Consider the following 15,370-nt stretch of genomic DNA (forward strand, 5'->3'; position numbering starts at 1 on the left):
AGCGATATACAACACGATGAGACCGCACCTGAGTTTAAATATGGAAACGCCCAATCAGGTGCATAATAGAAAAGGCCAGCTACTGGAGCTGGCCTAAAAACCGTCAACCTATTTTAGGACGGGTCAAGTTATCACAATTTGATAACATTTGCGTTCTGAGCTTGTTGCTTGCAGAAGCCTTTGTTAGCGTTTAATAACAACGTTAAAACAAAAAGCTGAGCAAAGGACTGCCGATGTTTAATCCATTTTTACCTAAACTTCATTCGCTAACGGTGATATCTATAAGCCTAATACTGGTCGCCTGCGGTGGCGGGGGTGGAAGTGACGCTCCAGCTCAGTCTTTAACTGGTCAGCAGTTGTTTACTCAAGCTGACGCTGGTGGCAATCAGTTTTCTTGTAGTACTTGTCATGCCATTGACGAAGATAGCCAAGGTTTGGATGACCAGCAATTGCATCGTCCGGCTCACTCATTACGTAATGTAGTAAATCGTAATGCCTTCTATAACGGCAGCTTTAGTGAGTTAATTGATGCTGTAAACAACTGTAGGGTAGATTGGATGGATGCCAATACCTATAGCGATACCAGCGAGCAGTGGGGGGCATTACAGCAATACTTGCAAAGCTTTAGTGATGGTTCGGTTGCTGATGAAGTCAGTTTTAATCAAGTGGCGGCAATTAGTGATTTTAGCGGCGCTGACTCAAACAATGGCGAGCAATTGTTTAATCAAACCTGTGCTACTTGTCATGGCGATAATGCAAGCGGTAGTCACTTAGCCAATAGTTTACATGGCTCTAGTTTAAGCGCGGCGCAAGTGGCCACTAAAGTACGTACTTCGGGGCCATCGAGTAGCGCCTACTTTACTAATTTGGTCGAAGGGAATATGCCATTTTGGAGTGAGCAGAGGCTGGGTAACGCTGATCTAGCCGATATCGCGAGTTATGTTGAAAGTATTAATCTTAGCCAAACCTACAATTGTAATGCTGCCGACCACCCAAAAGTTGGCCAAGTAGCAATTTTAGATACTAAAGCACATGGCGTAAGTGGCCGAGTAGAAATTGTTGATAATTGTACATTAGAGGTTACTACGTTTAATTATGATGGTGGTGGCCCTGACGTACTGTTTTATGGCGCACCAACCAGCAACTACAATGTAGGCGGTTTTAACATTGGTAGTACTATTAATGGGCCAATTTATAATAACGATAGCCTGAGCTTAAATTTGGCTAGCGCCAGTCAACTGGATGCTCTAGGTGGGATTAGTGTGTGGTGCCGAGACTTTAGTGTGAGTTTTGGTGATGGGCTGTTTAATTAGCCGTTTTTTAAACTAGATTGAACCTAGAGCAGAAACTAAAGCGAGCCAATGGCTCGCTTTAGTTTATTGGATTGCAAGGTTGCGGTTTTCCTATGCCATATCCCTGCACATAATCCACCCCAATCTCTGCTAATACATTTTGAATTTCTTGGTTTTCAACAAACTCAGCCACGGTTTTCATATTCATCATGTGAGCAATAGCGTTAATTGATTCTACAATGGCTCGGTCGGTGGCTTCGCTAACAATGTTAATGATTAAGCTACCGTCAATTTTCAAATAATCCACCGGTAAGCTTTTTAAATAACCAAAGGACGAAGCACCACTGCCAAAGTCATCTAAGGCAAAGCGGATCCCTAAAGCCTTCATTTCTCGCATAAATTCTAAGGCTCTAGTGAGTTGAGAAATGGCGGCGGTTTCGGTAATTTCAAAGCAAATGTTTTTGGGGTTTATGGAAGAGTGTTTAACCAATTCAACGACTTTATTTACAAACTCATCGTTGCTTAAACTAATTCCAGATAAATTTATCGACACTACTGTGTTGCCATCAGGGAAATACTGGTGGTAGCGCTTAAACACTGTTTCAAGCACCCATTGGTCGATAATGGTGATTACACTGTGTTTTTCTGCCGCAGGTATAAACAAGTTAGGTGGAATGATGTTGCCGTGTTCATCACGGTAACGAATCAACATTTCGTAGTGTTTTGAATCGGAGTTTTTATCAAGTGGGGCAATCACTTGCTTCACCAAATAGAACTGGTTTTGTTCTATAGCCTGAGCCACGTTTGCGATGTAGCCCATTTGTTTGGCTTCATCGAACAAATCATCATTATCCAAATCTGCAATATATACTCGGCCACGGCCTTCTTCTTTGGCTTTGTAACAAGATAAATCAGCTTTGCTGAGCAATTCGGTTTCATTTAACGCGCCAGTAATCGGCACCATGCCAATGCTAACACCCACGTTGAATAAGCGTTTATTCCAATGGAAGCGATACGCGTTTACCTGAGCAATAATGCACTCACATAAGGCTTGCGCTTCAGCTTGGCTTTTACTGACTAAAATAATGCCAAATTCGTCGCCACCCAAGCGCCCTATAAGATCTTGTTTGTTTATGCATTGGCTAATTACCGTGGCTACTTCGGCCAACATAGCATCACCAATTAAATGCCCTGCAGTATCGTTTACCAATTTAAAACGGTCTAAATCTAGGAAACATAAATAACAATTTTGGCTTTCTTCTTGATGACGCTGGGCATAAGCCTTGAGTTGCTCATTAAAGCTGGCGCGGTTAATTAAACCGGTGAGGGAATCATAAGTTGCTTGATAGGCGAGCTTTTGACTCAATAGGTGCTCAGCGGTAATTTCTTTGCTGATCCCGCGATAACCAATGTAGTTATTACTGCTATCGAAAATCGGCTTACCATTAAGCAGAAATATCTTTATATCTTTACTGGGTAACTTAACTTTAAAGGTTAGGTTATTTAAAGGTTGGGTATAGGCGACCGCGTTTTCATATTCAAGCCAAGGAAAGCTTAATTCGGGCTTGGAACGGCAAATTTCAGATAAGGTTTTACCAATTAGTTGTGTTGCATCTGCAGCATAAAGTGGTCGAGTATCACCAGACAGGTAACTAAAGCGTTGTTCTGTATCGGTTTCCCAAAAAATATTTGCTCCAGCTTTTGCTAAATCACGATAACGGGATTCATTTTCTGCTAGTAGTTGTCGGGTGATGCTGCCTCTGCGAATTATCTCCATCAATAAAATAATAATCAGTAAAGATACTACAAAAGCCGAGACGACCAGCCTCACCATTAATTTGTATTTTTGGTAAAAGGTTTCTTCCTTATTGATGATCTTAGCGTCTTTAGGTAAAGATTTTTCGGAGTAATTATATTCTTGTAGTTTCTCCCAATTGAATATCCATTGGCTTTGGGCAAGGGTAATCGGCTCTATGTCATCAACCGACTCACCGGCTATAATACGCTTAGCTAACTCGGCCGCGCGCATAGCATGTTGTCGACCGTCTAGTTCATCTGCGCCTACCGCTCCGTGTGACAGCGTTGTAATAGCAAGAGTATAAATAGGGTTGTTAGTCCAGGTTGCTAATTGTTGGGTGCCTTCGTTCCAGCTTAATAATGCGTTGTTTCGTGCTGGGCTAGTTAGTTGGCCTAGCAGTAATACTGGAATGTTGCTGTTGATATTGGCAAACACATCAACAATTTCATCCTCGGCTAAGGTTTCGATAATGTGAATTTTACTGGGTGCACCTGGTTTTCCTATCACCGTTTTTGCTTTGGCTAGATTAGCTAAACCGGTTGAGCTAGGATCTATTACCAGCACCAATTCATTTTGGCCAGTTTGTTGTTTAATACTAATAATAGTGTTAGCAATGTCTCGATTTTCAAATACCCCTGTCATATTAGGTGCGTTCAGTACTTGTTCTGTTACGCGGTTTATACCCAAATATACAATTGGTACTGTGCTAAAAAATTGTTTTCTATTATTTCTAATAAGGTTGAAGGCAGGGTCATCAGAAATCACGATAACATCTAAAGGGGTATTGGCGTATTTAGTCTCTAGGTAGCTTAAAAAGCTTAGCCTGAAATCACTGTTGGGATAACGTTTGGCATCCATGTATTCATGAAACAAGCGGGTATTGCCATCATCTTTGAATGAGCTGTCTAGGCCCTGTTTTAAGTAACCGGTCCAAAAGTGTTCGTTGTGATAGGAATGAACCACTAATACATTATTGTTTGCTTGCGCATTCGCACTAAACATATTGAGGCTTAGCAAGCCAAAGAATAGACACTTCCAATATAGAGAAATCGCTCGCAAAATGGCTCCCTTCCTAACAATGAATTTTGAGAACTAGCTGCTGGCTGTACTCTCAAAAAAACAGGTAATTACTGCCTTCCTTGTTGTATTGATGCTAGCACTATGAGCTCAAAAATCGAACTCCGATGACGATATTTAGCCACTCAAAGCTCTCTCAATCCTTAAAGCGTGAACTTAATACAATACTCAACAAAAGCTTAGCTGGTAGAACCCAAGTAATTAATCTAATTGATTAAATTATCTTTAATTAGCACTAGTCGCCCTACAATGCTTTGGTTAGGATAGTTCTTTTTTACCGATTCCAAGGATTAGGATGGCAGGTTTAAGTTTAATCGCATTGCTTGATGACATTGCAGCAGTGTTAGATGACGTTGCGCTAATGACTAAAGTTGCGGCAAAGAAAACCGCAGGAGTGTTGGGTGACGATTTAGCGCTTAACGCCCAACAGGTGTCGGGGGTTAAAGCTGACCGCGAATTACCGGTGGTGTGGGCGGTCGCTAAAGGCTCTTTTGCTAATAAATTAATCTTGGTGCCAAGTGCTTTAGCCTTAAGCGTTTTTCTGCCAGTGGCAATTAGTATATTGTTGATTATAGGCGGTTTATTTTTATGCTTTGAAGGCTTTGAAAAAGTCTTTCATGCGTTATTTCCTCATACTCATAATGAACAACAAAACAAACTCCAGCGCTTACAAGCCAACTCCGATGACACTGTGGATTTAGTGGCTTTTGAAAAGGATAAAATTAAAGGTGCCATTCGTACCGATTTTATTTTATCTGCCGAGATTATCGTTATTGCGTTAGGGACAGTGAACGAGGCCGCGCTGTTAACCCAGATACTTGTGGTATCGGGTATTGCCTTTGCGATGACCATTGGGGTTTATGGTTTAGTGGCGGGCATAGTAAAGCTAGATGACGCTGGCTTATACTTGCTTGAGCATGCTAAGAAAAATAACGGCGGCCAACTGCAACAAACATTGGGTAAAGGCTTGCTAGGTTTTGCGCCTATTCTCATGAAGTTTTTAGTCGTAGTGGGTACCGCCGCAATGTTTTTAGTGGGGGGCGGTATTTTAAGCCATGGCATTCCCATGTTTGTTGATTGGACTCATCATGTTCAACACTGGGCTGGCAATTTAGGCGCATTGTCTCCACTTATGGAGGCGTGCGCTCCCATTGCTTACAATGCGTTGTTAGGCATTGTTGCTGGCGGTGTGGTTATGTCGGTTATTGCCCTTATCAAAAGTGTGTCGATTAAAGCCAACTAGCTCAATGGTTGAGTTTTTGTTGCTGGTAGCGCGTGAGTAATTGCTTAAACGCGCTACCTTGCTTTACCTCCTCTAAGGCGCGTTGAAACTGCCCAATAACAGCGTCGTCGACAGCATTATTAAAGGCGTAGCAAAGTTCTTGCTCTTGAAGTACCCAGCTTACTTCGTAGTGTTTTAATGAGTAATTGTTTTGTTTGGCCGCGTGCCTAATGGTTTGCTCTGAGCCAGCGATAAAATCAACCCGCTTAGCTAACAACAACTTAATTAAATGGCGATAGCTGTCGCTAAACATTAGGTTTTCGTCTTCAATGCCATTGTTTAGCAAAATTTGTTCTCCTACGTCTGCGCGTAATACGCCAATTTTTAAGTGGTTGAGTTGTTTGAGTGAGGAGAGCTTTGGATGACGCTTGTTATTGCCCATGAGAACTATATTCACGTTATCGATAGCACATACCCATTTAAAGTAAGGGGCACGTTTTGGTGTATGTACCGTAGCAAACAACACTGTATTGGGTTTTTGCCCGAGTAAGTAATAGGCTCTATCCCAAGGCATTATTTTCACGCTGTGCTCAGGTTCACCCAATTGTTGCCAAATGAGCTTGAGTAGCTCAACCGAAAACCCACTCGCTTGGCCGTTGTTACTTCGGTAATTGATGGGGTAGGCATCTTCGCTGAGGTAGCTGAGCTTGGGTAACTCTGCGTAACTTTGCCCGCATACCCAATATAGAGAAAGTACTAAAAGGAAACGCCGCATGTCTAAACTCAACTAATATGGATTAGCTTAAGTATAGAAAGGGAGCGGCGTTGCTCACGACAATTGTGCTAAATGTGCGCTACCTTGTGTTTAGGCCTATTGCTCTAAAGGCAGGCGAACACAAAACTCCACACCACTATTGTCGGTAAAATTGCGAGCGCTAATGTGGCCGCCATGAAACTCTGCAATTAAACGCGCAATATACAAACCTAAACCTAAGTGGGGCTTTTGCTGGGCTTGTTGGCTGCGAATTGACACCATTGATTCAAAGATTTGCTCTACCATATTATCCGGCAGAGTCGGACCGTGGTTGCTAATCAGTAGTACCGCATCTTTGTTATCCTGTTGGAAGCTCACCTTGATGGGTTTGTCTGGCAGGCTGAACTCCATAGCATTGGCGACGAGCTTGTCCATAAGCTGGGCAATGTATTCTGGCACACCAACAATGTTTAATGTGTTGGGCGTAATATCGCAATCAAAAGCCTGTTCAGGATAAGTATATTGGTAGCCCTGCATGCAGCCGGCCACAACTTTAGATAGCGGAAAACGACTGGTTTCTGCTTGCGATAAACTTTGCTCAAGACGAGTGGCCTCACTCATGTTGTTGAGGATCATGTTTAAGCGATTCACCCCTTCTTGGGCTCTATCTACGTATTTTTGAGTATCTTGATCCAGTGTTTGTAAACTCAAGTGTTCTAGCGAAGAGCGCACTACTGCAACCGGGGTGCGAAGTTCATGAGATAAGCGCGAAGACATGTTTTCTAGGTAATGTGTGTATTGGCTTAAACGGCTAACAATATTGGCGAAGCTGCGTGAAAGGTCGCCAATTTCATCGCGGTCTTTAGAACCGGGCAACGTGGCAGTTACTCGCCCTTGGCTATCAATGGCTTTTTCTGCTTGGTCGCGTAGCTTTCTAATTCGGCTAGAAATGCTGGAGGCAAACAAAAAGAGTGACAGCGTGCCAACCCCCATAACCAGCAAAATAATATTGAATAAGCGCTCTAGTGCGCGGTTACGCAAAGTGCGAATACCGTTAGTAGTCTCTTCCGCTACCACCACGCCCATCACTTTATCGTCAATCCATATCGGGCTGGCAGCAGCTAACACCACGGCACGCCCGTCGGGTGTTAAGCGCCATGTTGAACCAGGTTTGCCGGTAAGCGCTTGCTGAATATGGCTGCCTTTTAGCTCAGTAGAATCTTGCAGGGAATCGACAAAATCTTGTGGTGGTTTAGTCAGAATTTTATAATACAGTGGGTGTAAATACTCGGTGGTAAAGCGGCTCCACCAATCATCGTTGTTATCGCGGCTCAGGCTGCGTGCCCAAATACTTTGGGTACTGCGAATATCACCTGATTTAGCCAATACTCGGCCGTGTTTATCTACTACCCAAATGCGTGAGCTGTTGTGGCTCATCCCTTTGATGATGCTTTCTATCTCAGGTGAGGGAACTAGTACAGTACCCAATTGATCAACCGTATCAATGGCCGACGTACCCACAATAGACACTAACTCTCGCTTCGGTGTGCGGTTTACATCGTAAATCGAAAAGCCCAGTTTACTGCCCACCATACTCAGTGGAATTCGCAGTTCAATGTTGTAGCCTTTATTGGTTTTTAACCATTGACCTTGAATTTTCACCTCAGGCTTTACTGGGGTGTTTAAGCTGGGATCTAGGGGCAATTCAAAAGCATTTATCCAGCCATCTTCTGTTGTTGCCACAACATAGCGCCTAAACTCGCCATCGGGTGCAAGCGTCGCGATGGCAAGGTGGTCATTGTTGTCTACGCGCAGTGTATTTTTGCCGCGGTAAACTACATCTTGATCGGTCACTTCAAAGTAGGCATATAAATAGCGCCCAAATTTACCCACCATATGCGTAAATTCGCTTTGCAAGGGGGCATCGGGATCAGCTTGATAAATCACATGCTCGTCGCCATAGCGCAACATGCGATGTTGGTACTCGTGCCAGTCGTTTAGTTTGCCATCGAGTTGAATTGGACCAGAAAGCGGGTAGGCGTATAAATCACGGCCTTTTTGTACTTGGCTTAAAAAGCTGGCTTGGCTATTAAACAACGTTGGGCGTTCGTGCAGGGCGGTAGCTAAGGCTTGCGTGGTACCTTCTAAGGTTTTTTCTTGGCCTAAGCGCAGGTATTTTTCCATTTCCCACACGTATTGATAACCCAACCAAGGCAAGCACAATAAAAATAGTGAAAGAATGGTGACTTTGGCGCGTAGGCCAATTGGCAGTACTGGTAGCATTAGGCCACGCTATCCCATCGATAACCCATACCATACACCGTATCAATACACTCAAAATTTGGGTCTATGGCTAGAAACTTTTTACGAATACGTTTTACGTGAGAGGTAATCGTGCTGTCGTCGACAAAGATTTTCGCCTCGGTCATTAGTTCTTGTCGGCTTCGAACATGGCCGGGACGTTTAGCCAGTGCATGTACCATCCAAAACTCGGTCACGGTTAACTCTATAGTTTGTTGGTTCCACAGCACTTGCATGCGGTTGCCATCAATAGCCAAAGGACCTCGCTCCAGTAAGTTGTCTTCTAAAGGGGCTGCGCCAAGTAATTCTGAGCGACGAAACAATGCGGCAATGCGAGCCACTAAATGCGGAAAGCTTATATCTTTTGTTAAGTAATCGTCGGCGCCTAATCTAAGGCCACAAACGGTATCGAAATCGCTGTCGCGTGCGGTTAGAAAAATAATCGGCAGGGTACTCGACATAGCGCGCAGTGATTGGCACAACGAAAACCCGCCATCTATCTCATCTTCTAAACCTATATCAATGATGGCCAAGTCGGGCAGGCGAGTATTAAAAGCGGAGAGTGCGCTAGGGCGATTAGCATAGGCCTGTACGCTATACCCTTGTTGCTGTAATACATCTTTGTAGTTTTCGCGGATGGCCGCTTCGTCTTCTACGATGGCAATTCGTTTCATGGTTTTACTTACGTTCTAAGCTACTGACTTGCATAGACTATACATTATTTTTATCACGCTTTGGTGGCTTCAGCGCAATTGCCATTTTGTTGCCACATTTGATAAGCGAACTGCCATTTTTAGCGCCCGCTAATGCCATTTCAACAGTGTTTAATTAAGCCATCGAAACGGCTTGGACAGACCAAGCTAACAACAAAACCATAATTATCCATCGAGAAGGAAATACTCCATGAAAAAGCATCTAATTGCCCTAGCCATTATTAGCAGCCTAAGCCTATCAACTGTATCAGTTGCTAACGAAGTCTCCGAGTCATCTTCACCACGTAGCGGCAAAAGTGAGATGGTTGGCTTTGGTACTGGTGCTGCCATTGGCGCGATAGTTGGCGGCCCTGTAGGCGCGTTTATTGGTGGCTTCACTGGCACCTGGATTGGCAAATCGGTTGCCGATGAACAAGAGTTAGCGGCTCAAACGCAGCAATTACACCAGCAGCAAGATGAAATTGAGGTATTAGCTAAGCGCAGTGAACAGCTAGAGTCTCTTACTCAGCAGCACGCTCGAGTGAATAGCCAATTAGAGCAACTAAAAATGGCGCAACAACAAAAACTTGAGGAGCTTGCGATTGGGTTAAACGTGCAGTTTAAAACCGGCTCTTCGTTAATCGAGCCTCACTTTAAACAGCAACTCGACGACGTAGTTTATGCCATGTCTCTGGCACCAGATTTAAAGCTAGATTTAACCGGCTATGCCGATCGCCAAGGGGATTCAAGTTACAACCAAGCTTTATCGGAACAGCGCTTAGCTGAAGTAAGAGCCTATTTAGTTAATCAAGGCATTGCTGAATCGCGTTTATACTCCAAAGCCTTTGGTGATACCGCACCGCTTCAAGCAGAGGCCAATTTAGAGAACAACTTCTTTGACCGCCGCGTCACCCTAAAACTGATGTCTGAACGTGGAATGTTAGCAGCGCAATAATCACCACAGCTAAGGGAGATAGCCTAATGAAAATAGATGTCATTCGATTAGCCAGCGGTTTTTGTCACAGCGTCTCCTTTGGCGGCGCTATTATCGTGTTGTGGGCGGCCTTTGCGTCGCCCAGCCAAGCGGCAGTGCACAGTGACAACAGGGAAAGCGGGCAGGAGCTAAGCCAAGGCAGTTTGGTGTTTATAGACAGCAACGGCCAGCGTCAACAGCGACTACCGCTACATACCAAGGTAGAAATGACGGTATCGGGTATGACCAATAGAGTGACGCTTATTCAAACATTTGAGAATAATACTCAAGATTGGATTAATGGCCGCTACATGTTTCCGTTACCTAATGATGCTGCCGTAGACCAAATGCATCTAATTGTGGGAGACCGCGAAATAGAAGGGGAGATTCAAGAGAAAAAACAAGCTAAACGTACTTTTGAAACCGCTAAACAAGAAGGTAAACGAGCCAGCTTAGTTGAACAACGAAGGCCGAATATTTTTACCACGGCGGTGGCTAATCTTGGCCCCAATGAAAGCTTGCAGGTGAAAATAAGCTATCAGCAACAGTTGGCTTATCAAGATGGCGAGTTTAGTTTGCGTTTCCCTATGGTGGTAAATCCACGCTATACCCCGCAAATTTTCAACGACCAAGCGCGAAGAACCCTGGCGGATGATAACTCGCAAGCGTTGTCGTTGGCTGCTTTAATGGAAGAGCCGTATCAAACGGCGAATGGCAACAGCAATTTTGAGCACATGATGCAGCTGATGCAACATAGCGTTCGCCAATATAGCCAAAGTGAATCAACCAGTCCGCTTAAGGCGAGTTTACACATTTCTTTAAATACAGGCTTTGAGTTAGATAGCTTGCAAAGTGTTTATCACCCAGTGTCTAAGCAAGTTCTTAGCGATGGTAGTATTGATATTAGATTGCTAAATACCGATGCAAATCGTGATTTCTTGTTGAAGTGGAAACCTATTATTGGTTCTCGTCCTGAAGCTGCAGTATACAAGCAAACTGGACTGAGCCATCAAACATCAGCGTTGCCAGCTAAAGATGACTACGCTTTGCTAATGTTAATGCCGCCGCAAGGGAACGCTGAAGACATTATTGACCTACCGCGGGAGCTTATTCTGGTTATTGATACCTCTGGGTCGATGTCTGGAGAATCTATGGCTCAAGCTCGTGAAGCCTTACTCGAAGCATTAAGCGGATTAACCGAGCATGATTATTTTAACCTAATTGAATTTAACTCAAACTACCGGCATTTTTTGCCTCAATCGGTACCTGCCAGCAGCAAAAATATAAAACAAGCACGTGCTTTTGTTAACCAGCTGCAAGCCAATGGTGGGACTGAAATGTACGGGGCCTTACAAGCGGCGCTAAAAGATGTTAACCAGGAGCAGGAAGAGCTCAAGCGACTTCGCCAGGTGATTTTTATCACCGACGGAGCTGTGAGTAACGAGTCTGCCTTGTTTGAGTTAATCACTAACCAATTAGGCAATAATCGCTTGTTTACCATTGGTATCGGCTCTGCGCCTAATTCACACTTTATGCAGCGTGCTGCCGAGTTGGGTAAAGGTACCTTTACCTACATAGGCAAGCAAAATGAAGTGAAACAAAAGGTGACGACTTTATTTAAGCAAATTTCTCACCCAGTGGTCAGCGATGTGCAATTGAGCTTTAGTGACGCCACTGTGCCTGAATATTGGCCGGCAAACATTCCAGATTTGTACCTGGGTCAGCCGTTAATGGTGAGCATTAAAATGCCTAGCCACTCTCAACAACAGCTAGTGGTGAGCGGCAATATAGGTGAGCAATTTTGGCAACGTAGGTTAAATTTACAAGCTAACCAATCAGCAGCCGGTTTAGATTTATTGTGGGCCCGCCAATACATGTCTGCCTTAGAGTTAAGCAAAAGCTCGCTCAACCAAGAGCGGGTAGAGAAACAAGTCTTAGCGCTGGCGCTTAAATATCATTTGGTGAGCTCGCAAACCAGTTTAGTGGCGGTAGATTTAACACCCGCTAAGCCTTTGTCGTTTGATGCTATTAATAAACAAATAGATGGCGGTATGCCGTTAGGCTGGCAAGCTGGTGGAATATTGCCGCAAACCTCGACTTCAAGTCGGTTAAACATTCTCATTGGTTGCTTGTTGTTACTCCTTGCGTTGGGCCTTGGTTGGCGCAAATCAACACTCAGTAATGAAAACCGAGTAGCTCACTAACACATTTCAAGCAAGAGCATGAACAGATAACTCATGCTCGTTTTTACTCAGCTATTCAAACCAACTATTCAAAAAGGACAGCACCATGAGCATTAGCTTTATGGCAAAACATCCGGTGCCTTGTAGTTTATTCCTCCTCGGTATTTTGGTGCTTGGACACGGCGCGTACATACAGGCAAAAGCCTACTTGGCGCAGTTTTTAATTGCTCAAGCCTGGCAGAACACTCTAGCCGATCAGCAAACTCATAAACCTTGGCATTGGGCTGATACCTATCCTGTTGCTAAGTTAAGCTTTGTGACCAAACTTGAAAGCATTGGCTTTAAACATCAAGTCGATTCGGTGTATGTATTGGCAGGAGCGTCGGGGCGCACTTTGGCTTTTGGCCCCGGTTTAGTGCTTAGTGGCGCAAAAATTGGAGAGGTGGGAAACACCGTGATTGCCGGCCATCGTGATACCCATTTTTCCAATTTAGCTGCGGTTAACAAAGGAGACCTATTACAAGTAGAAGCAAACGATGGCGAAGTATTATTGTATCAGGTGGTGAATACTCAAATTGCTCATCAATCTGATACTCAATTTATGGCACCTAGTGATGATAATCGTTTAACGTTGATAACTTGCTACCCTTTCAATCAACTCAGTGGTGGCGCAGAGCAACGGTATATTGTTGAAGCGTTGTTGGTGAATAAGCCAACGGCTATCTAGGGTAGTGAATCAGATTCAGTAAACATTTCATTCAAACAAGGTGAGGCATTTGTGCCAGTATATAAAACAGGCAATAAGAATCAGTAATACGCGGATGAGTGTAAATAACAATCTTAAACTCGCTTTTGTGGGTTGAACAACGGCATCAGGAGTTAATCAATGACCCCCAAAGTCTTAGAAACGAAACTACCGCCAGACAGTATTTTGAATGCTCGGGTTAAACCAAAAGACTTTTTGGATTGCTATTCGGTAGCGTCTTATTTACCGCCTCGTCGGGCTGCTGAGGTAATTACGCACTTTCCGCCTTGGGCTCGAGTGCTTTTGTTATTGCGAAGAGTAGTTACTTTACCCTTCGGCCTATCAAACGATGGGCCCGACGCTGAAGATAAGCTTGGGCCTTTCCCCGTCGAGATTGAAAACAGTCATGAGCTAATTGCAGGATTCGATGATAAACATTTGAATTTTCGGGTCTCGGTCATGTCGCATAACGGTGGCGTGTATTTAGCCACATGGGTACGCCCTCATAATATTGGTGGTCGTATTTATCTCAAGTGTATCTTACCCTTTCATATACTCATTGCTCGCAATGCGCTTTTTCGGGTTGCGGCAGAGGCTTAAGTCACTTAGTAGATAAGGATCTTAGGGTTTTAGTTTTAAACACTACAGCATATACCTAAAGCGAAGCCCAAATATGGTATCTCCCACGGTGTTTACACTTCTGGTTGCCGATTTAGTGAGGTAATGCTGAATATCCGGCTCAATACTGCGGCGATTGGTGACTTTAACATCGTAATAAATCTCTATCGATTTCTCATTACCGTGCTGTTTGCGAATACGCTCTATGGGTTCCACTTCGGCGTAACCAACACCTAATACGTCTTGGTTATTCAGTAAGTCATTAAACACAATACCACCTACCGCCAAAGCTTTGGTTTTAGCCACATATAAGCAATTAAAGCAATCTCTCGGCTTAGGCAAAACTTGTGGTAAGTGCGTTCGCTTAACCAAACAGCATTTAACCAATCAGCCTAAAATACTTATTACTCGCCGTATACTGGCACCTTGATTAGCCAACTAGAGTTTATGTATGTGGTGCATGTATCAAATGATAAAATTTCACTTAATACATAGTGATAGAAAGACTACACTCTAGCTAATTAAATTAACTCGCACACTATTCGGAGTATTACTATGTTTAAGGCTCTCGTTCTCGATCAAATAGAGAAGCAAACTCACTCAAATATTCGTCAGCTTGAAGTTTCAGATTTACCTGAAAGTGATGTGGTGGTGCAAGTAGACTATTCATCTCTTAACTATAAAGACGGCTTAGCCATTACTGGTAAGGGCAAGATCGTACGTAACTTTCCGATGGTGCCGGGAATTGATTTAACTGGCACTGTTGAGCAATCTCACGACCCGCGTTATGGGGCGGGTGATAAAGTTGTGTTAACTGGCTGGGGAGTTGGGGAAGGCCACTGGGGCGGTATGGCGGAAAAAGCTAGTCTTAAAGCTGATTGGTTAGTGCCTCTGCCAGAAGGCTTAAGTGGTAAGCAAGCCATGATGATTGGTACTGCAGGTTTTACTGCTATGTTGTGTGTTCAAGCATTAGTTGATGCAGGTATTACGCCTGAATCTGGCGAGATATTGGTAACCGGCGCTAGCGGCGGCGTGGGCTCTGTAGCGGTTTGTTTGCTCGCTCAACTAGGTTACCAAGTAGCGGCGGTAACTGGCCGTATTGAACAGAATGGCGAACTACTTAGCCAACTTGGCGCAGCGCGTATTATTGACAGAACTGAGTTTGAAGAGCCTGCACGTGCTTTAGAAAAGCAGCTATGGGCGGGTGCTGTTGATACTGTAGGCAGTAAAGTACTGGCTAAAGTATTGGCTCAAATGGACTATAACGGTGCTGTTGCTGCATGCGGCTTAGCGGGTGGCTTTGATTTACCCACCACGGTAATGCCATTTATATTGCGTAATGTAAGTTTGCTTGGCATTGATTCGGTGAGTTGCCCAACAGCAAAACGAATTAAAGCATGGCAACGCTTGGCTGAACTATTGCCACAAAGTTATTACCAACAAGCGTGTACTGAAGTAGAGCTAGAGCAAGTGGCAGAATATGCTGAAGCCATTACCAATGGCCAAGTAACGGGGCGAGTAGTGATTAAGCTCTAGTTAAGTACTAATACTGAACAAACCGGCATCTCGTCGGCTTTTTTGTTGGTGCTGTACCGTCCTAAATAAGGTTGACACATATCCAACATGAAATTGGAGAGTGTCATGAAAACAACCAGTAAACGTACCCAACGAAATTATTCTCTTGCCTTTAAATTGGCAGTGGTAGACCAAGTTGA

General features: G+C 44.0%; 12 protein-coding genes. 7 read left to right on the plus strand and 5 right to left on the minus strand.

All coding sequences use genetic code 11. The features are described from left to right. Positions 1-233 precede the first annotated feature (233 nt). A complete protein-coding gene (locus FFR00_RS21240; protein WP_137675420.1) occupies positions 234-1,313 on the plus strand; it encodes a DM13 domain-containing protein in 1,080 nt (359 codons plus the stop codon). 58 nt (positions 1,314-1,371) lie between these two features. Here FFR00_RS21240 and FFR00_RS21830 read toward each other — a convergent pair whose 3' ends face one another. Beyond that, the gene (locus FFR00_RS21830) at positions 1,372-4,149 is read right to left on the minus strand and encodes an EAL domain-containing protein (protein ID WP_201798787.1); all 2,778 of its coding nucleotides are present in this window, start codon (positions 4,147-4,149) and stop codon (positions 1,372-1,374) included. Positions 4,150-4,462: 313 nt separating this feature from the next. On the opposite strand from FFR00_RS21830, the gene FFR00_RS21250 reads away from it, so the two are divergent. Beyond that, a complete protein-coding gene (locus FFR00_RS21250) occupies positions 4,463-5,410 on the plus strand; it encodes a DUF808 domain-containing protein (protein WP_137675421.1) in 948 nt (315 codons plus the stop codon). Position 5,411: 1 nt separating this feature from the next. Here the strand turns inward: FFR00_RS21250 and FFR00_RS21255 are convergent, their stop codons facing one another. From FFR00_RS21255 to pdsR, 3 genes are all read right to left on the minus strand, one after another. Continuing rightward, positions 5,412-6,164 (minus strand): ABC transporter substrate-binding protein, encoded by a 753-nt coding sequence (locus tag FFR00_RS21255; protein ID WP_137675422.1) that lies wholly within the window; start codon positions 6,162-6,164, stop codon positions 5,412-5,414. 96 nt (positions 6,165-6,260) lie between these two features. After that, complete coding sequence (gene pdsS, locus FFR00_RS21260; protein WP_137675423.1) at positions 6,261-8,426, minus strand: proteobacterial dedicated sortase system histidine kinase; 2,166 nt, start codon at positions 8,424-8,426, stop codon at positions 6,261-6,263. Then, the gene (gene pdsR / locus FFR00_RS21265) at positions 8,426-9,118 is read right to left on the minus strand and encodes a proteobacterial dedicated sortase system response regulator (RefSeq protein ID WP_137675424.1); all 693 of its coding nucleotides are present in this window, start codon (positions 9,116-9,118) and stop codon (positions 8,426-8,428) included. The genes pdsS and pdsR overlap by 1 nt, the downstream gene beginning before the upstream one ends. A gap of 229 nt (positions 9,119-9,347) precedes the next feature. Between pdsR and pdsO the strand changes: the two genes are divergently transcribed. The 4 genes from pdsO (at position 9,348) to FFR00_RS21285 (ending at position 13,637) form a co-directional block, all read left to right on the plus strand. Next, positions 9,348-10,091, plus strand: a complete 744-nt coding sequence (gene pdsO / locus FFR00_RS21270; protein WP_137675425.1) for a sortase-associated OmpA-like protein PdsO — start codon at positions 9,348-9,350, stop codon at positions 10,089-10,091. Positions 10,092-10,117: 26 nt separating this feature from the next. Next, positions 10,118-12,313 (plus strand): marine proteobacterial sortase target protein, encoded by a 2,196-nt coding sequence (locus FFR00_RS21275; protein WP_137675426.1) that lies wholly within the window; start codon positions 10,118-10,120, stop codon positions 12,311-12,313. An 85-nt stretch (positions 12,314-12,398) separates the two neighbouring features. Then, positions 12,399-13,019: a class GN sortase gene (locus tag FFR00_RS21280; RefSeq protein ID WP_137675427.1), complete on the plus strand. Its 621-nt coding sequence runs from the start codon at positions 12,399-12,401 to the stop codon at positions 13,017-13,019. Positions 13,020-13,178: 159 nt separating this feature from the next. Then, positions 13,179-13,637: a DUF2867 domain-containing protein gene (locus FFR00_RS21285; protein WP_137675428.1), complete on the plus strand. Its 459-nt coding sequence runs from the start codon at positions 13,179-13,181 to the stop codon at positions 13,635-13,637. Between the two features lie 42 nt (positions 13,638-13,679). Here the strand turns inward: FFR00_RS21285 and FFR00_RS21290 are convergent, their stop codons facing one another. Next, positions 13,680-13,961 carry a carbohydrate porin gene (locus FFR00_RS21290; protein ID WP_137675429.1) on the minus strand — a complete coding sequence of 94 codons (282 nt, stop codon included), beginning with the start codon at positions 13,959-13,961 and terminating at the stop codon, positions 13,680-13,682. A gap of 249 nt (positions 13,962-14,210) precedes the next feature. On the opposite strand from FFR00_RS21290, the gene FFR00_RS21295 reads away from it, so the two are divergent. Then, positions 14,211-15,191, plus strand: a complete 981-nt coding sequence (locus FFR00_RS21295) for an MDR family oxidoreductase (RefSeq protein WP_137675430.1) — start codon at positions 14,211-14,213, stop codon at positions 15,189-15,191. Positions 15,192-15,370: the final 179 nt, after the last annotated feature.

Source organism: Agarivorans sp. Toyoura001 (assembly GCF_005405585.1).
GTDB lineage: Bacteria > Pseudomonadota > Gammaproteobacteria > Enterobacterales > Celerinatantimonadaceae > Agarivorans.